At 44.9% G+C, this 18,751-nt stretch carries 20 protein-coding genes; 10 read left to right on the top strand and 10 right to left on the bottom strand.

Annotated features, from left to right (window positions below):
• Window positions 1–38: 38 nt before the first annotated feature.
• On the top strand, window positions 39–371 hold the full coding sequence (locus ACT7WV_RS18520; RefSeq protein ID WP_445104299.1) for a 2Fe-2S iron-sulfur cluster-binding protein: 333 nt from the start codon (window positions 39–41) through the stop codon (window positions 369–371).
• Between the two features lie 242 nt (window positions 372–613).
• Here ACT7WV_RS18520 and ACT7WV_RS18515 read toward each other — a convergent pair whose 3' ends face one another.
• Window positions 614–859 (bottom strand): acetyltransferase, encoded by a 246-nt coding sequence (locus ACT7WV_RS18515; RefSeq protein WP_445104298.1) that lies wholly within the window; start codon window positions 857–859, stop codon window positions 614–616.
• 69 nt (window positions 860–928) lie between these two features.
• On the opposite strand from ACT7WV_RS18515, the gene ACT7WV_RS18510 reads away from it, so the two are divergent.
• Together ACT7WV_RS18510 and ACT7WV_RS18505 are read left to right on the top strand one after the other, a co-directional pair.
• Entirely contained in the window at window positions 929–1,552 is a 624-nt protein-coding gene (locus ACT7WV_RS18510) for a hypothetical protein (RefSeq protein WP_445104297.1), read from the top strand.
• The gene (locus tag ACT7WV_RS18505; RefSeq protein WP_445104296.1) at window positions 1,510–2,325 is read left to right on the top strand and encodes an ABC transporter ATP-binding protein; all 816 of its coding nucleotides are present in this window, start codon (window positions 1,510–1,512) and stop codon (window positions 2,323–2,325) included. Before ACT7WV_RS18510 ends, ACT7WV_RS18505 begins: the two co-directional genes overlap by 43 nt.
• A gap of 240 nt (window positions 2,326–2,565) precedes the next feature.
• Here ACT7WV_RS18505 and ACT7WV_RS18500 read toward each other — a convergent pair whose 3' ends face one another.
• On the bottom strand, window positions 2,566–3,024 hold the full coding sequence (locus tag ACT7WV_RS18500; protein ID WP_445104295.1) for an orange carotenoid protein N-terminal domain-containing protein: 459 nt from the start codon (window positions 3,022–3,024) through the stop codon (window positions 2,566–2,568).
• 261 nt (window positions 3,025–3,285) lie between these two features.
• On the opposite strand from ACT7WV_RS18500, the gene ACT7WV_RS18495 reads away from it, so the two are divergent.
• Window positions 3,286–4,419, top strand: a complete 1,134-nt coding sequence (locus tag ACT7WV_RS18495; RefSeq protein WP_445105686.1) for an acyltransferase family protein — start codon at window positions 3,286–3,288, stop codon at window positions 4,417–4,419.
• A gap of 127 nt (window positions 4,420–4,546) precedes the next feature.
• Here ACT7WV_RS18495 and ACT7WV_RS18490 read toward each other — a convergent pair whose 3' ends face one another.
• Complete coding sequence (locus ACT7WV_RS18490) at window positions 4,547–5,335, bottom strand: response regulator transcription factor (protein WP_445104294.1); 789 nt, start codon at window positions 5,333–5,335, stop codon at window positions 4,547–4,549.
• A 264-nt stretch (window positions 5,336–5,599) separates the two neighbouring features.
• Here ACT7WV_RS18490 and ACT7WV_RS18485 point away from each other — a divergent pair, with 264 nt between their 5' ends.
• The gene (locus ACT7WV_RS18485) at window positions 5,600–5,851 is read left to right on the top strand and encodes a DUF6761 family protein (protein ID WP_445104293.1); all 252 of its coding nucleotides are present in this window, start codon (window positions 5,600–5,602) and stop codon (window positions 5,849–5,851) included.
• Between the two features lie 127 nt (window positions 5,852–5,978).
• On the opposite strand, the gene grxD is transcribed toward ACT7WV_RS18485, so the two are convergent.
• The 3 genes from grxD to ACT7WV_RS18470 form a co-directional block, all read right to left on the bottom strand.
• On the bottom strand, window positions 5,979–6,302 hold the full coding sequence (gene grxD / locus ACT7WV_RS18480) for a Grx4 family monothiol glutaredoxin (protein ID WP_445105685.1): 324 nt from the start codon (window positions 6,300–6,302) through the stop codon (window positions 5,979–5,981).
• 79 nt (window positions 6,303–6,381) lie between these two features.
• The gene (locus ACT7WV_RS18475) at window positions 6,382–6,642 is read right to left on the bottom strand and encodes a BolA family protein (protein ID WP_445104292.1); all 261 of its coding nucleotides are present in this window, start codon (window positions 6,640–6,642) and stop codon (window positions 6,382–6,384) included.
• A gap of 37 nt (window positions 6,643–6,679) precedes the next feature.
• Window positions 6,680–7,360 (bottom strand): tetratricopeptide repeat protein, encoded by a 681-nt coding sequence (locus tag ACT7WV_RS18470; protein ID WP_445104291.1) that lies wholly within the window; start codon window positions 7,358–7,360, stop codon window positions 6,680–6,682.
• Between the two features lie 229 nt (window positions 7,361–7,589).
• Here ACT7WV_RS18470 and ACT7WV_RS18465 point away from each other — a divergent pair, with 229 nt between their 5' ends.
• On the top strand, window positions 7,590–9,710 hold the full coding sequence (locus tag ACT7WV_RS18465; RefSeq protein WP_445104290.1) for a S8 family serine peptidase: 2,121 nt from the start codon (window positions 7,590–7,592) through the stop codon (window positions 9,708–9,710).
• Between the two features lie 2 nt (window positions 9,711–9,712).
• The gene (locus ACT7WV_RS18460) at window positions 9,713–11,104 is read left to right on the top strand and encodes a DUF2079 domain-containing protein (protein ID WP_445104289.1); all 1,392 of its coding nucleotides are present in this window, start codon (window positions 9,713–9,715) and stop codon (window positions 11,102–11,104) included.
• A gap of 16 nt (window positions 11,105–11,120) precedes the next feature.
• On the opposite strand, the gene ACT7WV_RS18455 is transcribed toward ACT7WV_RS18460, so the two are convergent.
• Complete coding sequence (locus tag ACT7WV_RS18455) at window positions 11,121–12,557, bottom strand: 1-acyl-sn-glycerol-3-phosphate acyltransferase (RefSeq protein ID WP_445104288.1); 1,437 nt, start codon at window positions 12,555–12,557, stop codon at window positions 11,121–11,123.
• Window positions 12,558–13,534: 977 nt separating this feature from the next.
• On the opposite strand from ACT7WV_RS18455, the gene proS reads away from it, so the two are divergent.
• From proS to ACT7WV_RS18440, 3 genes are all read left to right on the top strand, one after another.
• Window positions 13,535–15,352: a proline--tRNA ligase gene (gene proS, locus ACT7WV_RS18450; protein WP_445104287.1), complete on the top strand. Its 1,818-nt coding sequence runs from the start codon at window positions 13,535–13,537 to the stop codon at window positions 15,350–15,352.
• 21 nt (window positions 15,353–15,373) lie between these two features.
• Entirely contained in the window at window positions 15,374–16,156 is a 783-nt protein-coding gene (locus ACT7WV_RS18445) for an LmeA family phospholipid-binding protein (RefSeq protein ID WP_445104286.1), read from the top strand.
• 126 nt (window positions 16,157–16,282) lie between these two features.
• Window positions 16,283–17,002 (top strand): GerMN domain-containing protein, encoded by a 720-nt coding sequence (locus tag ACT7WV_RS18440; RefSeq protein ID WP_445104285.1) that lies wholly within the window; start codon window positions 16,283–16,285, stop codon window positions 17,000–17,002.
• Between the two features lie 34 nt (window positions 17,003–17,036).
• On the opposite strand, the gene ACT7WV_RS18435 is transcribed toward ACT7WV_RS18440, so the two are convergent.
• The 3 genes from ACT7WV_RS18435 to efp all read right to left on the bottom strand — a co-directional run bounded on the left by ACT7WV_RS18435 (window position 17,037) and on the right by efp (window position 18,707).
• A complete protein-coding gene (locus tag ACT7WV_RS18435) occupies window positions 17,037–17,390 on the bottom strand; it encodes an ArsR/SmtB family transcription factor (protein WP_445104284.1) in 354 nt (117 codons plus the stop codon).
• Between the two features lie 75 nt (window positions 17,391–17,465).
• The gene (accB, locus tag ACT7WV_RS18430; protein ID WP_445104283.1) at window positions 17,466–17,996 is read right to left on the bottom strand and encodes an acetyl-CoA carboxylase biotin carboxyl carrier protein; all 531 of its coding nucleotides are present in this window, start codon (window positions 17,994–17,996) and stop codon (window positions 17,466–17,468) included.
• A 153-nt stretch (window positions 17,997–18,149) separates the two neighbouring features.
• On the bottom strand, window positions 18,150–18,707 hold the full coding sequence (efp, locus tag ACT7WV_RS18425) for an elongation factor P (RefSeq protein WP_445104282.1): 558 nt from the start codon (window positions 18,705–18,707) through the stop codon (window positions 18,150–18,152).
• Between the last annotated feature and the right edge of the window lie 44 nt (window positions 18,708–18,751).

The raw sequence follows: 18,751 nt of genomic DNA, 5'->3' as shown, positions 1-18,751 counted from the left end.
AAGATAAGTTAGTTATGAACGAGTTGAGGTAATCGCCCATGCCGAAGGTAACAGCTCAGGGAAAAACTTTTGAATGCGAATCAGGGAGTAATTTACGTCAAGTCTTATTAGAACATGGTGTGGAACTATACAACGGTAATGCCAAAATAATCAACTGCAGGGGTATCGGCTCCTGCGGCACTTGTGCTGTCATGGTGGAAGGTAAAGTTTCAGAGCCTAACTGGAAGGACAAAACTAGGCGATCGCTGCCGCCCCATTCTCCCACGGCTAACCGTCGTTTAGCCTGTCAGACAAAGGTTCTTGGGGATGTCAAAGTGACAAAATATGATGGCTTTTGGGGTCAGGGTGATCAAAGTATGTGGACACCATAAAAGCGCCAGTGCTAGAGCCATTGGCAAGTTTTTTGCTCGGGACTTACCAGTAAAGTAGATTACTTGATTTGTAGTTCCTCAAATGAGCTAAAAATTATCTAATTGCTTGCTAGTACTTTCAATGATCCTCTAGAAATTCGCTCTAAAAATGCCAGAACGACATACTGAAAAACATCATAATCGCTCTGGCACCAGGAAAGTTTACTTCAATTTCCAATGCTAATGAATCTAGCTAGTCTTGTTTAAACGACTACAGTATGTAGATCCCCGCTAACACCATTGGCTCGCCGATAGTGTGCGTCTAACCAGCACTGGGGAAGAGATTCTCCAGAAGGAAACATCAGATCCAATTTTGAGAATGTTTCAGGATCTTGCATTTCTTCGCCCGCGTGGAATCGACCACTGATTCTGCTATGACAAGGATCAAATAAACTATTGAGTGCCAGAACTTCTACCAGGTCACCACTAGGTTTGTGCTGTAAAAACATAAAACCTCCCCGGTTATTAAACTCTAATTTAGGTATAGCAAAATTAATCACTTAAAAACGTCAAATAATATGAAGAGCATTAACTCAGAAAAAAGCCCACAGGCAACACCATCAAGCCTAAATATTCAACCAGAATCTAAAGCCAATGAATCTTCTATCTTTCGCATTTCTCCCTTAATTCGCCTTACTTTGATACTGCTCTATCTATCGCTGACTATTCCTTTGCCATTTTTAGCACAGGTATCGTCAGCTCCGGTGCCTCCCCTATTGCTGTGGGTAGGAATTAGTCTAGGAGCAATGGCTCTTTTTGGTGTCTTGAGCGAACGAGTAATTGTCGATCAGCAAAAAATACAAGTAGCCTATCCAAGTTGGGTCTCTTGGTTGTTACGTAGAGGCTGGCATTTACCTTGGGCAGAGGTCAAGGATTTAAAAATGCGTACCACTGGCCAAGGAGGATTAGTCTACTATTTTGTCAGCAATTCGGCAGAAAAAGCCTATTTATTACCGATGCGCGTAGCTGGATTTGCTCGGTTAGTCAAGCTAGTAGAGGTTTATACTGGAATTGATACAACGGACGTTCGGCCTTTGGCACAACCCTGGATGTATCTCATTTTGTTAGCATTTACACTGTTGCTTTTACTGGTTGATGGATGGACGATTTGGACAGCTCTCAGTCAGGGACTAATCACATAGAGCATCATCCAGCCTCAGGCAAACCTCAGCTACGGTTGAAGCAAGTGAGTCTGCTGAGCTTAATCAGAGGCAATGTCGCGGGGATGCCCATATTACAAGATATTTCTTTTGAGGTTTTTCCTGGCGATCGCATCTGCCTAATTGGGCCCTCCGGTGCTGGCAAGTCTTCCCTACTACAACTATTAAATCGCTTAAGGGAGCCGACAAATGGAGCAATTTATCTAGAAAATCAGAATATCAAACAGCTCCCCATACTACAGCTACGGAGACAGGTAATGCTCGTAGCTCAAGAAACTAAGCTATTAGGCATGACTGTAAAAGAAGCTCTAGCTTATCCTGTAATGTTGCAGCAGTTGCCCAAAAAAGTTATTGCTGAACGTATCCAAGCCATTCAGAAGCTGCTGCATATCCCCGAAGAATGGCTAGAGCAAACAGAATTACAGCTTTCTTTAGGCCAAAGGCAATTAGTAGCGATCGCCCGTGCTGTAGTAGCTAAACCAAAAATATTGTTGCTAGATGAGCCAACTTCTGCTCTAGATTCTGGTATTGCATCCCACCTGCTGGGAGTTCTCGCTGACTTGGCTCAAAATGAAAAAATGACAATTTTGATGGTCAATCATCAGCTAGATGTAGCTGAGTTGTTTTGTTCTCGGATGTTATATTTGCAGGATACTCAGTTGCTTGAGGATCAGCCAGCTTCTCAAGTAGACTGGAAACAGTTGCGAGAGAACTTAGTTGAAGCCGAAGCTCAAGCAGCTCAAGAGTGGCTATAATTTGCCAAAGATCTGCCTAATCTTTGTGCTTAAATATAATTTTGATAGTAATAATAGCTGTTGACACTGCAACGAGATCTGCCAAATAGGAAAAAATCGCTTATTGATGTTGGGTAAGAAGGTAGAAGCCACAGTTATCGGTGAGCTTCGATTACCCAATCTATTTATTTACCCAACATCAATTAATAACGGCACAATCGCCTTAATCAATCGGTTCTAGACCTCAACTTGCCATACTAACTAGGACTTAGCTCCCATCTCCATCACGGCAGAGCGCATAAAATTAACTCGCTCCTCAAAGTCTAGTTGTTTAATTTTTGCGCTGAAGTCTTTTGTTTCTGAAGGCAGTTCATAGTCGTCAGGCACCTGGATGATCGTGCCTTTTTCCATACCTTGAGCTAGCCTTAGCCACAGCTCTAGTTTAGCACTGGAACCCAAAGCACTGTAGGTTTGGCTAACATCAGTATTCGCCTTGCTAGCAATGTCGCGCTGTGCTTGAAGCTGCTCTTCTTTCGACATGGCTTTAATCTGATCAAACAGCGCCTGGGCAGTGACTTCAGCGGAAGTTGCATTATTAGGGGTAAGCTGATCTTTGAGGTCTAGGTAACCAAACCAGAGTAGGCCCAACTGAGTGTCTGCATCAAAATGCTGAAATTCCTCTACAGCCTTCCGCGCGGTTTCGTTAGTTGTGTATGTCATGTAAAATTCCCAATTCTTTACGAACTACTCAGCAAAACTGAGTGAGTAAGGCAATGAATCTTTACCTTACTTACAAAAGTTAATAAAACAGGAGGTGAAGATTAACCCTGCTTTAGACAGATTAAGCAAACCTTACTGAAGATAGATGTAAGCGTTGTCTGTCTAGCAAAGTTTCTCTAGAGGTTGGGCACAAACAAAGCTCCCCGATCCTCTAGAATTCAGAGCATGACTTCTTTGAACCCGACTCAAGATCAACCCTCTATGCGGCTGACTTGCCTGGATGTCTTTCGGGGTATTGCCATTACTGGTATGGTTCTAGTTAACAATCCGGGTAGTTGGTCTCACGTCTATCCACCTTTGCTGCATGCTGAATGGCACGGTTTTACCCCGACTGACTTAGTTTTTCCTGCCTTTTTATTTATTGCCGGCGTCGCGATCGCTTTTTCTTTTGCCAAGTACACCCAAGACAACCAACCTCCGGCTGAGGCTTATTGGCGTATTGGACGGCGAGCGGCGATTTTGTTTAGTCTTGGTTTGCTGCTTAATGGTTCTTCTATTATTTTGGATTGGTTACTCAAAGGTTCTCCCCTTTCTGAATTGGGCAACCTCCGCATTATGGGAGTTTTGCAGCGAATTAGTCTGGCTTACCTGTTGGCTGCGTTAGTGGTGCTGAAGTTACCCCGCAGGGGAGTGTGGATACTGGCAGTGGTAACCTTGTTGGCATACTGGATAGCGATGTCTTTGATACCGATTCCTGGTTATGGGGCTGGCAATCTGACACCGGAAGGTAACTTGGCAGCCTACATTGACCGCGCCGTACTGGGAACTAATCATCTGTATCAGCAGGCCCAATTTGATCCAGAAGGGCTATTTAGTACTTTGCCTGCGCTAGTGACTGTTTTAGCTGGTTACTTCGCTGGGGATTGGTTACGCCATCAACCAATAAAATCGCGCACTAGTTTGGGTTTAGTAATCTTTGGTATCACTTGTTTAGTATTAGGCTGGACATGGGGTTTATTGTTCCCAATCAACAAACAGCTATGGACAAGTTCCTATGTTGTTTATAGTGCCGGTTGGTCTTTGTTAGTACTTGCTTGCTGCTACGAGTTGATTGAAGTACAGGGCATCCGTCGCTGGGGATGGCCGTTTGAAGTCATGGGTTTAAATGCGATTTTTGTCTTTGTTGCTTCTGGTTTGGTGGTACGAATCCTGTATCGATTACCGATAGGAACTGGTAAAGGCGCTATTAATGCCTACGGCTGGATTTACGAACACCTTTTTCAGTCTTGGGCGGGAGCAATGAACGGCTCTTTGATATTTGCTATAGTTAATGTATTGTTCTGGTGGTTAATTCTCTATGGGATGTATCGAAAGGGGTGGTTCATTAAAATCTGAAGCTAGCTATTAGTAGAATCTACAAACAACTAACACTAACAAAAAGTAACTAATTAAAGTAAGTAAGAATAACAAAAAGCTGAAAAACCCAACAAATGATTGATCAGACTTTCTTGTCAGAAATTAATTAAAAGAACTCCCTTGCTGCCACTCGTGCCGCAGGTAGTCCAGCACTACTTCTGTGGTTTGCATGATTGGCTATTTCTCCTGAGGATACTTGGTTACCTTCCTTGATTTTCACTGGATCAAATCGATAACCAACATTACGGACAGTCTGAATTAAGCTGGGTTGTCGAGGGTCAGTTTCAATTTTCTTACGCAAAGAGAGGACGTGAGTATCGATGGTGCGCGGGTTATCAATAGCATCAGGCCAGGCGCGACGTAATAGTTCTGAGCGACTCAAGGGCAGTCCCTCTGCTTGTGCCAAAACGTAGAGTAAACTAAATTCCTGAGGTGTCAGGTCAATAAACTCTTCTTTGAAGCGGACACGACGCTGCACTAAATCAATTTTGAGGTCGCCGTAGTCCAAAGAAATGGGAGCAGCAGTCGCGCGAACACGCCGAATTAGTGCTTCAATTCTCGCCAAAAACTCTTGCATGCCGAAAGGCTTAGTCAGGTAGTCGTCAGCCCCTGCCCTTAAACCTGTGACAATGTCACTTTCGCGGTCGCGAGCCGACAGCATCAAGATAAGCGCTTGTCGCTGTTGTTGGAGCCATCGGCAAAATTCTACGCCATCGCCATCTGGTAAATCAGAGTCAAGAATAACCAGCGTTGGTTGCAAACTGCAGAAAGTTTGCCTTCCCTGGTGAATACTAGCAGATTGATGCACCAAATAGCCTGCTTGCTGTAAGTGCCAGCCCAGTAAGGCTCGCAAGTTAGGATTTCCCTCAATGATTTGAATACAGACCGATCCCACGGCAGCTTACTTCCTTGTTGCAGGTGCTTACCAGATTAGCAGAACTAATGTCAAGGTTTTGTAACGGTCGCTACTGAGGAATTATTCGTTTAATTGTGAAGTATTGGTTAAGAAATGCCTAACAGGGATTTATCAACAGAACCCGCATTTCCCTTACTTTAGGCATAATAGCAGTAAGAGGTCAGCTCTAGTTATGAGTTGTTAATCCTAGATTGACAACCCGCAACCCAGAGATTAAAATGTTGAACTCAAAACCATCAAAGTATGTTGCAAGACACTCGAACCGTACGCTATTACCATCATCTTACTGATGCACTAGTCGCTCTGTGGAACCGAGGTTATCGCTTTGATGACCTGCGGATGTATATTGACGGCTACCTAGCTGCCCTCAAGCATAGTAATGCCCTAGAAATTTACCTCATCCATCGTCTAGAGGAAGAAGTAATCCGCTACATCCGCGATCCGTCTAACTTTGAACTAGTGCCAATGGCGCAAACAGAAGCGGACTATTACTAGCTGCTTTCCCTTGCTGCTTCTTCAAGACTCCCATGGCACTTAAGCCTGGGAGTCTTGAATTAGTTATTGATACCTGATACTACCTTGCAATTGAAGACCCCCCTCAATTGACAAGGTAGAACTATTTCTAGCTAGCCAGAGCTACTTCTACCATTTGTTGTAACTCACCCTTTTGATACATCTCAATCATTACGTCTGAGCCACCAACAAACTCTCCGTTAACGTAAACTTGAGGAATCGTTGGCCAGCTAGAATACTCCTTGATTCCCTGACGAATGTCGTTATCGGCTAAGACATCCACCGTCTCGTAGGGTACGCCTAAAGTATTCAGGATCTGAACTACATTATTGGAAAAACCACACTGGGGCATGAGCTTATTGCCCTTCATGAAAACCAAAATTTTGTTCTGGTTTAGCAAGTTGTCAATCCGCTCTTTAAGTTCTGGCTTCATAATCTTCTCAACTTCCTTGTGCAGTGTCATCTAGCTTTCAGTTTAGCGGGGGTTGAGAGGACCCTCTCTTAATTGTTGCTTAAACCGTCTGACCCGCAGACTCCCAGGCTTGGGGAGTGTAGGTTTTTATCGCCAAAGCATGAATTGCTTCCGTGGCTAGTGCTTCTTGGAGCGCCCCGTAAACTAGCTGGTGTTGCTTGACCAGAGATTTGCCTTCAAACTCAGCAGAAACGACAATCGCCTGCAAATGGTCGCCACCGCCAGTTAAATCTTGGATCTCCACTTGAGCATCTGGTAACTCTGAGGTGATCATTGCCTTGACTTGCTCTGGGTTAATCATTAAAAGTCCTGCTTTTGTTTAAATTACTAAATATAATTTATCTCCCTGGGGCATTAGAAGATGTTGGCTGGTTACTTCTGGGTATTGGATAGGGAGCATCCACAAATCCTAGCTCGAATAACTGTTGGTAGGCTTTCTTGCCCAAATCACGTGTCGGATTTTGAGAACGGACAATTTGAATTAACAAAGGTACAGCCAATTCCGGTTGGTTCTGTGCTCGATGCACCAAAGCTAACTGATAGGTTGCCTCGTCTCTTTTTTCAGCCGTTTCAATTGCTTTTTGCCTTTGGGCATCATAAATCCGGTTCTCGATGCCTGAGAAACTAGAAGCCAACTGTTGATAGAAATTAGATAACTGATTAAAAACTTGACGGGCTTCTTGGAGTTTCTGAGCAGCCAAGGCATAGTTCTGCGCGTCAATGGCGTTACTCGCCTCTAACATTAAACGCTCTCCTCCTGCCATGCTCAGGATGCTGTCACCCTGGTTTAAAGGTCGGGTATTATTGGGGTCAGTTAAATCTGGCTCCACCTGATTAAACTCTTGTGACGGCATGGTAGAGTCATTCAAATCTTCTAGCTGCACTTGGTTGGCATCTTCTGGCGACACAGCATCGGAATTTTGAGCCTGTGCCGGTGACAGCAGCGCCAAAGCAGCCGCAAAGGGCAATGAGACTAAGCAGGTAAAACTAAGGCGAAGAAAAGTTCCAGAAGAAACCATGGAATAATTAGGGTGGGGTTATTTCAAGAGACAACTAAAATCTTGACTTGGGGTATCTTATCATTGCCAGACTATCGTCGGTCGCACTTCACAAAACCAGAAAACCTCAAAGTGTCTAAGGCTAGACTGGAACCACTGCCAGAAAGCACCCTAACCAACTTTAGGGATCTTGATCAGCCGGCTTGTAGTGTAGATCAACGATACTTGTAATTGTCAAGGAGAATAAGTTATGACTGGTCGTCCTAATAACCCAGATTCTCCTCAAACTAGCGGCAGCGTTCCGGAAGCAAGTTTGGGCTTTCTTCTACAGCGAGGTGGCGAGGAACTAGCGCTGGCAAAAGTGAGCGATCGCTTCACGGTAAGTTCTACTTCTGAAGCGATAACAGACGAGTTAGCTGCCTCCTTGCCAGCCCAACGCCAGCAATACATTCCCCTTGCCGAGAGCGAAGAATTTTTAGTGTCTCCTGAGCAAAGAGATGCCGCAATGCAGGCAGCACGAGACGACGAAGCTGTAGCCTATGCTAGTCATGTTTACCAACTACAGGGAAATCCGGAGACATTAGTCTACCTAACTGACCAGCTAACGATTCAATTTAGCGCAGCAGCTGATGAAATAGTGCTTGCCCAAATCGCGGCGGAATTTGGTTTGCGATTAGTACAACCAGTGCAAGGCATTCCCAACACCTTCGTTTTTCAACTGACTAGTGAAGCTCAAGAAAATCCGATCAAAATTACGAATCGGTTGATGGGACGACCAGAAGTTTTAATCGCTGAACCTAATATAGTAGTGCCGCAAGAGCCTCATTACCGTCCCCGCGACAACCACTATTCCCAACAGTGGTATCTCCATCACGAAGGTGGCACTTCGCTGGCAGTGGGTTCCCATATTGATATAGAAAAAGCCTGGGATATTACAAGAGGCGATCGCTCTATAGTTGTGGCGGTGACAGATGACGCCATTGACTTAAACCACCCGGATTTTCAAGGTTCTGGCAAGATTGTTGCCCCCAGAGACTTTAAGGACAAAGACTTCTTGCCATTGCCCAATAGTACCAACGAGAGTCACGGGACTGCTTGCGCTGGTATTGCTGTTGCGGAAGAAAACGGTATTGGCATTGTCGGGGTTGCTCCCGGCTGTGGGCTGATGCCTGTCCGTACCACAGGTTTTTTGGATGATTCCACCATTGAGGAACTGTTTGATTGGGCGGTTGAACACAACGCCAGTGTAATTTCCTGCAGCTGGGGACCTGCTACTGTCTCCTTTCCCCTCTCCCTCAGACAACGCGCTGCGATCACTCGTGCTGCCACTAAAGGACGTAATGGCAAAGGTTGTGTGATTGTTTTTGCTGCGGGCAATGCCAATCGCCCCGTCAGCGGCACTATTTTTGAACGGGGTTGGCCTCAAGATGTGTTGAAAGGCCCAACCAAATGGCTAGGGGGTTTTACGGTTCATCCCGACGTAATTACGGTGTCTGCCTGTACCAGCCTCAGCAAAAAAGCTGCTTATAGTAACTGGGGTACTAATGTCTCTGTCTGCGCCCCTAGTAACAATGCGCCGCCGGGAGCGTGGTTTGAAAAAACTGGCTATATCTACACAGCACCTGCAATAAGAGTACCGCTTGTGGGGCTAGGTATCTTTAGTGCTGACTTAATTGGAGTCTTGGGATACGAAACTGGTGACTTTGTCAGGACTTTTGGCGGCACATCTAGTGCTTGTCCAGTGGTGGCAGGTGTAGCAGCGTTGATTCTTTCAGCCAATTCTGAGCTTACCGCTCAAGAAGTTAGGCAGATACTGGAACAAACTGCTGACAAAATTGTTGACCAACAACCGGATCCACAATTGGGGATGCGACTGGGTACTTACGATAGCAATAGTCATTCTCAGTGGTTTGGCTATGGTAAAGTAAACGCCAAGAGAGCAGTACAAGCTGCTCAGCAAAGAATTAGTCAAGGTCAACCGTCGGGGATTCGCTATCTTCAAGGACGCAATGACCAGAAAATTGCCATTCCTGACGATAATTCCCAAGGAGTTACTAGTGCGATTAGAGTTAATGACTCTGGTTTAGTCAAAGAGATTAAAGTCACTGTCGATATTGAGCATGACTTTTTGGGAGATCTGGAAGTGAGAATTATCCCACCCACTGGTCAGACGGTACTCTTGCAAAATCGCACTCTTGGTGTGCAAACTCAGCTACAGGAAACTTATGTCTGGGAAACGGCACCAGCACTTAAGCAACTCCTCAATCAACCAGCAGCTGGGATCTGGCGATTACAGGTGGTAGATTATGCACCGACAGATACCGGAGAACTCAAAAGCTGGGACTTAGTTTTAGGGATTGTCAGTAGTTGAGGATGAAAGGAAAACTGAGCAAGTTCGGTGTTCTGGGATGGGTAATTTTTGCTAGCACCATCATTTTTTTTGCTTGCAGTAGCTTACGACATGCCCTCTTTCAGTCTAGTGCCTATGATTTAGGTTATTTTGACCAAGCTGTTTATTTGATCAGCCAGGGACAAACGCCTATTGTTTCTTTCTGGGGTCATCACTTTTTGGGTGGTCATGCTGACTGGGTTCTCTATCCACTGGCATTACTCTACAAGATTTACCCAAACGTTCACTGGCTGTTGGCAGTACAAGCCTTTGCCTTAGCTAGCGGTGCCTTACCAACATTTTATCTGGCTCGTCAGGCAGGGTTAAAAGGTGCCCAAGCGAGGACAGTGGCAATGGTGTATCTGCTATACCCCCTAGTTTTTAATCTCAATCTGTTTGATTTCCATCCAGAAGTGATGGCACTCCCTGCTATTTTGGCAGCAGTGTTGGCAGCGCGGCTCAATCGTACTATGTGGTTTTGTGTAGCCATCATTTTTATTTTGAGTTGTCGGGATGCCCTCTCACTGAGTGTGGCAGCCATGGGATTATGGCTGTTGGTATTTGAAAAAAAGCGTTTATCTGGAACCTTGGCTCTCTCGGCTGGTATTATCTGGTTCCTGATTGCGACGCAGATTATCATTCCCTATTATCGACCAGGTGGCTTAGAAGCCGTAGGGCGCTACGCCTATTTAGGCAATTCTGTGTTAGAAATTGCCCAAAATCTCCTAATTAGACCGGGATTAGTTTTGAGTAGGGTTTTCTCTCTGAGTACGCTGGAATACTTGGCTTTCTTGCTAGCGCCAGTAATCTGGGGAATTTCATTACCTCATTTAACGCCTTTGGTAGCTGCTCTTCCCACATTAGTGATCAATATTCTCTCAGAATCCCCTGCTCAACGGGATCTGGTACATCAATATTCTTTGCCAGTGTTGCCTTTTTTGTTGTTGTCCGTAATTGCTAGCCTAGCTGCTGGTAAAGGGCTGCTGCAAAATAGGCGAGGGATTCTCTTGTGGTCGATAGTTGCTTTTTTTGCTTTGGCAAAATATGGTTATTTCTGGTCTATCTATCTAAATTCACTCGATACCTGGCAAGCCACCAGGGAAGCAATTGCTCAGATTAGTACCAAAGGTGGTATTTTCACACCAGCCCAAGTTGCTCCCCATTTGACCCATAGACCATTAGTCAAGCTAACTACTATTGGTTCCCAAGTGACTGACTTAAGCCAATTTGATTATGCTTTGCTTAATTTGCGTCATCTGGGCTGGGGAAGCACTCCTGAAGTCGTCAATACTTTGTTGGAAAGACTCAGCAATTCATCAGATTTTCAGTTAACTTATCAGCGTGATGATGTGTATCTGTTTAGGAAAAAGTCCTAAATGATAGGTAACTGCACTAGGGCTTTATAAGACTCTCTAGAGCTTTTTGCAGGTCTTGAGTAAGGTCAGACACTGCCAGTCTAGCGTCACGACGACTTTTCTGATAAGTTGGGTAGCGCTGGGAAACCGATAGGGGTTCTCCGATAGTTATCTGTGCCGTTTGTTTGCCCAAACGAGGGCGTTCCATCGGGCTACCCCCCTTGATGCGACTCACCATATCCCATAAAAGTAAGATAGTTTCAGCAAAACGCTCTACGGTTGGTTTCTCAACTACATAGTGACCTGTTACTGAGACAAAAGTTTCTACTAAGCGCATATGCCACATTCCGAGGTTGGCTTCCTCAGCAATTAGATCCGCTAACCCCCGCTCTATGGCAGAAAAAGCGCTAGTATTTTTAAGTTCTTCTCGATAAATATAATTCCAGCCTGCCTGTTCTAGACGACGACAGCGGTCGATCAAACTACCCTTGGATTGTAAGTCAAAATGCTCTTCTGCCACCCGTAGGGCAACCTCCAGAAGAGCCTGAAGCCGAACAGTTAGCGCCTCATTAATATCTTGAGGTAACTCTTTGTCTAGGGTTTTGCTTCCTTGGGTGGTAGTTGGCAGAGTCTGATGATAAAAACGGCTATAAAATTTCTCCATTATCGACAGCAAATGTTCGCTTAAACGGTAGAGTCGTCGATAAAGATCGGCTTCGTAAGATTTAAGTTGGTCAGATTTATGAGAAATTGCCACATCTAAATCTTTAAAATCAGACTCTTCTGATGGCAAACCACTAGCTGTTTCTAGTTCACTTAAAAGATTCTCTACAGATTGCCAAGGAGCTTCAATATAACGGTATTGAATGCCTACAGGTACAATTAAAACCTGTTCCGTCCGTCCAGCTTTGAGCAAATCTTCAACACACCAAAAACCTAATTGAGCGATACCTGGTTCTAGAGAGCTAATAATTTCACTATGACCGTTGGTGGCTCCTTCTGGAGCTGCTGCCATAGGTAGACTAGCATTAGCAAACAAATCGCGAGCAGAACGCAATCCCACCCAGTCGGCTTTACCACGTTGAATAGGAGTGCCACCCAAGCGAGAATAGAACCAACCTACTAGAGAGCCAGCCCAAAGTGGAATTCCCCGGTCATAAATAAAGTGCGCATGAACTGGGCGTTGTAGCGATATATTCTGTTGTTTGGCTACTTGGGGCACCAACTGCCACAGCAAGTAGCTCATACAGAAGGGATCATCAACAGTAGGATGACGAAAGGCTAGCAAGAAGCGAATTTTACCATCCTGAAACTGGCGATACAAATCAACCAAAAGTTCGACATTATCTGCTTGAATGTGGGTAATTGCTGTGTTCCAACGTAGCCAATATGGCAGTAGTTGTTGGGCAAATCTGAGAACCAGAGGATTCAAGTCTGGTGGGATAAATTCTAGGGGAGGCTTTGCCTGACTCATCAAATCGGTCAAAGTGTTTTTTTCTAAACTGGTAATGGAGATTCTAGAAGTGATAGACTCCTGCCCCGAAAGGGAGGCAGATTCTTAGACAACTTCTAGATTACGGTCTGCTGACGTGGTAGTTGTACTAGCAGTTTTAGGCTGCTTTTTCTGCTTGACAGAACATGCTGTATTTTCAGCAAAGGCTAACTCTAGCGCAGAACCTTGGCAATGCCAAGTAGGTTAATCTACTAATGAATTCAGACTAGAGCAGCTTTCTACTCGTGCTGATACTAATCTGGATTTTACTCAAATGCGGATACCCAATCCGCCACTGATCAACAGTTTTTAGTATTTTTCATTCGAGTGTCGGAACATTTTTTCGGTATAAATAGTTTCTGATTCATTCAGTTTTATGAAAACAACAGCGACAGATAGCAGTTTGACAAACTTTAACAACACTACTTTGTAGTGTTTTTTTGTTTTGAGAAAAGCCCATAATCTATCAACTAAAATAAATCCATAACAAATGTAGGGTTTAATTTATGATTTAGATTAAGAGCTATTTACTCATTTATATATTCTTTTATTGACACTTGATGATTCTTTTTGCGAAATAAGATATTCTTTGCAAGAATTTTATTAGATAAAATTTACCTCAAATGATGTTAACTATATTAACGGTTTTTAACAGCCATGTCCTTTGATCCTAGATTTGTAACGTAAGTGGTGAGTGCCGACTAGAAAACGAGGAAAAAAATCAGCTTTCTCTTTTTTATCCTCCTGTTCTGGAGCAAACCTCAAAAACCATACCACTAAACTTCTAATTACTTCCTTGCCCACACTCTCTCAGGAATATAAAGCTAAATCAACAGAGGCAGCCGTTGAAAGTCTGCTGTTAAACCCTTACCTACAGAACTCTTAATCGCTTAAGAGTTGCAGCCAATGTTTTAGACTGATTAGATGATCATCGTCCGCTGGAAAAAGGGAACCAAGCAATGCGACTCTCTCAAATGCTCTTCGTCACACTGCGGGAAGACCCAGCTGAAGCAGAAATCCCCAGTCATAAACTACTACTGCGCGCAGGTTATATTCGTCGCATTGGCAGTGGTATCTATGCCTATTTGCCTCTAATGTGGCGGGTATTGCAAAAAGTCTCCCAGATTGTCCGAGAAGAGATGAATGCTACTGGTGCTCAGGAGTGTCTACTGCCCCAAATTCAGCCAGCTGACTTATGGCGAGAATCAGGTCGCTGGGACACTTACACTAAAGCCGAAGGCATCATGTTTGCCCTAACAGACCGACAAGACCGAGAATTGGGATTAGGGCCAACTCACGAGGAAGTAATTACTGCCGTTGCTCGCGAGATGATTCGTTCCTATCGGCAGCTACCTACACATCTATACCAAATTCAAACTAAGTTCCGAGATGAAATTCGCCCCCGCTTTGGTTTAATGCGAGGACGGGAATTTATTATGAAGGACGGCTATTCCTTTCATACAGATGAAGAAAGCCTCAAAAAAACTTACCAAGATATGCACCATGCCTATAGCAATATGCTAAGTCGCTGCGGTCTAGCTTTTAGACCAGTTGAGGCTGACTCAGGAGCAATTGGCGGTTCTGGTTCACAAGAGTTTATGATCCTGGCGGATGCCGGAGAGGATGAAGTTCTCTATACCGAAGATGGTAAGTATTCTGCCAACGTGGAAAAGGCAGTTTCCCTAACAACTGAAGCTGAACCTTCCCCGTTTAATACTTACGAAAAAAGACAAACTCCTAATACGCAGACCATTGAAAATCTTTGTAAGTTTCTCAAATGTTCTGCAACTCAGATAGTAAAAAATGTCCTCTACCAAGCGGTATATGACAACGGCATGACAGTGCTGGTACTAGTCAACATTCGGGGTGACCAAGATGTCAATGAAGTAAAGTTACAAAATGAATTAGTCAGGTTAGCAGACCAATACAGTGCCAAAACTCTCTTGGCGTTAACTGTACCTGATGCCGCCACACAGCAAAAATGGGCCTCTAAATCCCTACCCTTGGGCTATATCGCCCCCGATTTGCCAGATGATTACATTAACCCCGCTAAAGATGTCGCGCCCAGATTTTTACGGTTAGTAGATCCCACAGCGGTTAACTTGACAAATTTCGTTACAGGTGGTGGCGAATCTGGCTATCACGTTGTTGGTGCCAACTGGGGTAAGCAATTTCAGTTACCCAAACTAGTAGTGGATGTGCGCAAAGCATTGCCCGGTGATCGCGCCATTCACGACGCCAAACAAAAGCTGCAAAGCGCTCGCGGCATCGAAGTTGGGCATATTTTCCAGCTAGGCACCAAATACTCAAAGGCGATGGGAGCTACCTATACCAGTGAACAGGGTGAGGAACTACCATTTTATATGGGCTGTTATGGTGTCGGGGTGTCGCGGTTGGCTCAAGCCGCAGTAGAACAGTCTTACGACAAAGATGGCATTATCTGGCCAGTAGCGATCGCACCCTATCAAGCGATTATTTCCGTTCCCAATGTCTCAGACAGCGAACAGATGGCAGCGGCAGAGAAGCTTTACAGTGAGTTAAATCAAGCCGGGGTGGAAACTTTGCTAGATGACCGTAACGAACGGGCTGGGGTGAAGTTCAAAGATGCTGATTTAATTGGGATTCCCTATCGGATTGTCACGGGGCGATCGCTTAAAGCAGGGAAAGTGGAAGTTGTGGAAAGGGCTACCCACCAATCCCAAGAAATTTCCCTGGAAGAAGTAGCACCAACTCTCAAACAGTGGATCGAAGCTGCCAAATTACTCCCTGAGCATTGAAAAACACAGCCAGTCACTAATATGGAATTTTTCAGCATTCTGTTATCTGGTTTACTGGTTTTCCTCTCCCCTGCTGGTTTGGTAATTGATAAAGTTGTTGAAGGAGCTGTTCGTTCTCGTTTTGATAAGATTGAGCAGTTGCAAGTTCGCGTTGACAACACTCCTAATTACCAGGCTCTGCAGGGGAAAGTCGATGGGGTACGCATTGCTGGTAGAGGGTTGTGGCTGACACCAGATTTTCGGATTGGTCTTTTGGAGTTAGAAACTGACCCGATTAACCTTGATCTACCACGTCTTAGACAGAGTAGTCAGAGTTCACCACAGTCTTATCTACGGCAACCACTGCAAGCGGGGGTGCATTTAGAGATAACAGAGTCAGATATTAACCAGGCTTTACTCTCGCCAGCAGTACAGGCTAAATTGCAAGAATTGGGGCGTCGCCTGCTGAGTGGCTCAGACCGCAGCTATCAATTTAACAATCTACAAGTGGAGTTTCTGGAGAATAATCGTCTCCGTTTCCAGGCGCAACTGCGAGAAGGAAATGCCCAGCCACTGGTTATTATGGTGGAGTCGGGGGTTGGCGTTGTCTCCGGTCACAGCTTAGAGTTCACTAGACCAGTAGTGTCAGTTGATGGTAAACCAGCTCCTGACCAGCTAGTTCAAGGGTTGGCTCAGGGCGTAAGTAATCGCCTTGATATCCGTACCTTAGAAAAATTAGGTATTACTGCACGGCTCTTACAATTAGATATAAATACTGATCGGTTGCAGGTAGCAGCCTTTGTCCGAGTCGAGCCATCAAATTAGGGTTATGTTTGCCCATTGTGGGGAGGCGTTCTCCCAGGGTGCCCCACGTGCCAAGCTAGTCAATAGCGAACATCATTTACAAAATTACAAAATCCTCTCTAATTTTTAAGAAGGAGAGTTCTTAAGATGCAAGATCAAGAAAAAGCTCGTCGTATTCCTCTGGGTGTTATTGTCGGTGTTTCTGTAATAGTTTTAGCCGCAGGTAGTGGAGCCGCCTGGTGGGTGAAAAGTTCACTCCCCTCTTCTAAAAAACTACAGCCCTCTGAGACTCTCAATTCACCGCAGGTAACTCAGTCACCACCAGTTATTAGAACACCTGGGGTTGTCGTATCCCCCACGCCTGTCGAGTCACCCCCGGTTCTCCAGTCACCTGGAACTCTCAACCCATCGGAAACTGTCCCACCATCTGCTCAGGAACAAGTTCAAGTTTATTGGCTCAATGATGTCAATAACCAAATTGTGCTAGTTCCTAGTTCGATAAGTTTAACTGCCAAGAGTGCCAGTGAGCCGAAGGAAATTTTAGAGAGTGCGTTTAATACTCTATTAGCTGGCTCTCCTAATCAAGAATTAAGCACCACGATTCCCCAAGGCACAAAGCTGAGGAATCTCTCTGTAGAGAAAGACGGTGTTCATGTAGATTTGTCAGAAGAATTTACCTTCGGTGGCGGTAGCGCTTCAATGATGGGGCGTTTGGCACAAGTTATATATACAGGGAGTACTTTAGAGCCGGCTACCAAAGTCTGGATTGATGTCGAGGGTAAACGGCTGGAATTTCTCGGCGGTGAAGGTTTGGAAATTAAACAGCCTATGACTCGCGATGACTTCAAAGAAAATTTTGCTCTTTAATCTTTTAAGTAATAAAAGTGGGGGTTAAGCTAAGCTAATCTTTGTTGGCTAAGCTGAAGTCTCTAAAATGGCGAGCTTGCTGCTCAATGCGTGTGGCAAGGCGATCGCAAACCAAATTACACAGCTCGAAAATTAGCTCATCCTCTACTTTGTAATAAGCAGATGTTCCTTCAGAGCGGCGGCTAAGTATACCAGCTTGCAGCATAACTTTCAAGTGCTTTGATACATTAGCTTGACTAGTGGCGGTCGCCTCTACCAACTCTTGTACGCATTTCTCACCTTCTCGTAGCAGATTTAAGATGCGTAGGCGCATTGGCTCGCTTAATATACTGAAATATTCAGAAACTTGTTGAACTACCTCTTGCGGTACGGGGTCTGCTGTTGGCATCCGTATAATCCGAAATTAAGTGATCCCAAAATTTTAGCAGCTATTTTCAGCCTGTTGATCACATGAAGCTAGCTTCTACTCCGGCTTAATCCGCATTAATGGCTGTTTATACTCTACCGGATCGCCGTTTTTCACCAAAATTTCCATCACCTGTCCCGAGGCTTCCGCTTCAATTTCGTTCATCAGCTTCATGGCTTCGATAATGCAGATAGTTTGACCAACACGGACATGATCTCCCACCTCCACATAGGGAGCTTCATCGGGGGCTGGTGAGCGGTAAAATGTCCCCACCATCGGTGAATCAACCGCTTCCCATTTAGAATCAATGGCGGAGGGAGCAGCAACCGATGGTGCTGTTATCGTTTCTCTGATGGCTATCTCTGCCGTGGTAGCTGGTGAAGAAGATGCTTCTGGGGTGGAACTGACTCCTGATCCTGAAGAGGGGACAGCACTGGCACTAATCAGACTTGAGTCAATCGGGTGCGCGGTGGAAATACCCTGGCGCACCATTAATTCAAAGTCAGCGCTTTTTAAGTTCAGTTCCGTAATGTCAGTTTGGGCAATTGCCGCCAGTAGTTCGCGAAGTTGATTGAAGTCTAATGACACAATTAATAAGGGGGTAGAGGCTTACCTGTAAGTTTTGAGTGTTGCTATGAAAAAGGCTCAATGCGTCTTGAGCTTTGGTTTGGCGATTTCCTTGCAGGCATCATCCCATATCTGAAAACCAAAACCCAATATTTCTTGGTTTAAGCATATTTATTACTCACGACCCTGGTAAGAATCGCTACGGGTATCGATTCTAATGCGCTCTCCTATGGAAATAAATAGAGGAACCATAACCTGAGCACCTGTCGAAACTATGGCAGGTTTCGTGCCACCAGTTGCTGTATCGCCTTTAACGCCTGGATCTGTCTCTACAATTTCCAGAACTACTGAGTTGGGTAGTTCTACTTCGATGACTTGCTCCCCCCAAGTGATGACGTTAACTTCCATTCCGTCACTGAGATATTTGACGCGATCGCCAATTTGGGAAGTGTTGAGACGGCTTTCCTCAAAAGTCTCCATATCCATGAAGACAAATTGTTCTCCGTCTTTGTAAGTATGCTGCATAGTACGTTTTTCCAGGTTAGCTTGAGGAACTGTTTCCCCAGCGCGGAATGTTTTTTCGACAACACTCCCCGTTTGCGCATTTTTCAGCTTGGTACGCACAAAGGCAGAACCCTTTCCAGGTTTGACGTGGAGAAACTCCACGACTCGCCACACAGAACCATCTAACTCAATCGTGACACCGGTGCGAAAGTCGTTACTAGAAATCATGAACCTGTTTTCAACGGGAGAATTATCGGCTTCCTATTTTACCG

It is taken from the genome of Symploca atlantica LB2515, from assembly GCF_052546295.1.
Note: the sequence above shows the minus strand (reverse complement) of the source record. Positions and strands in the feature narration are given on the sequence as shown.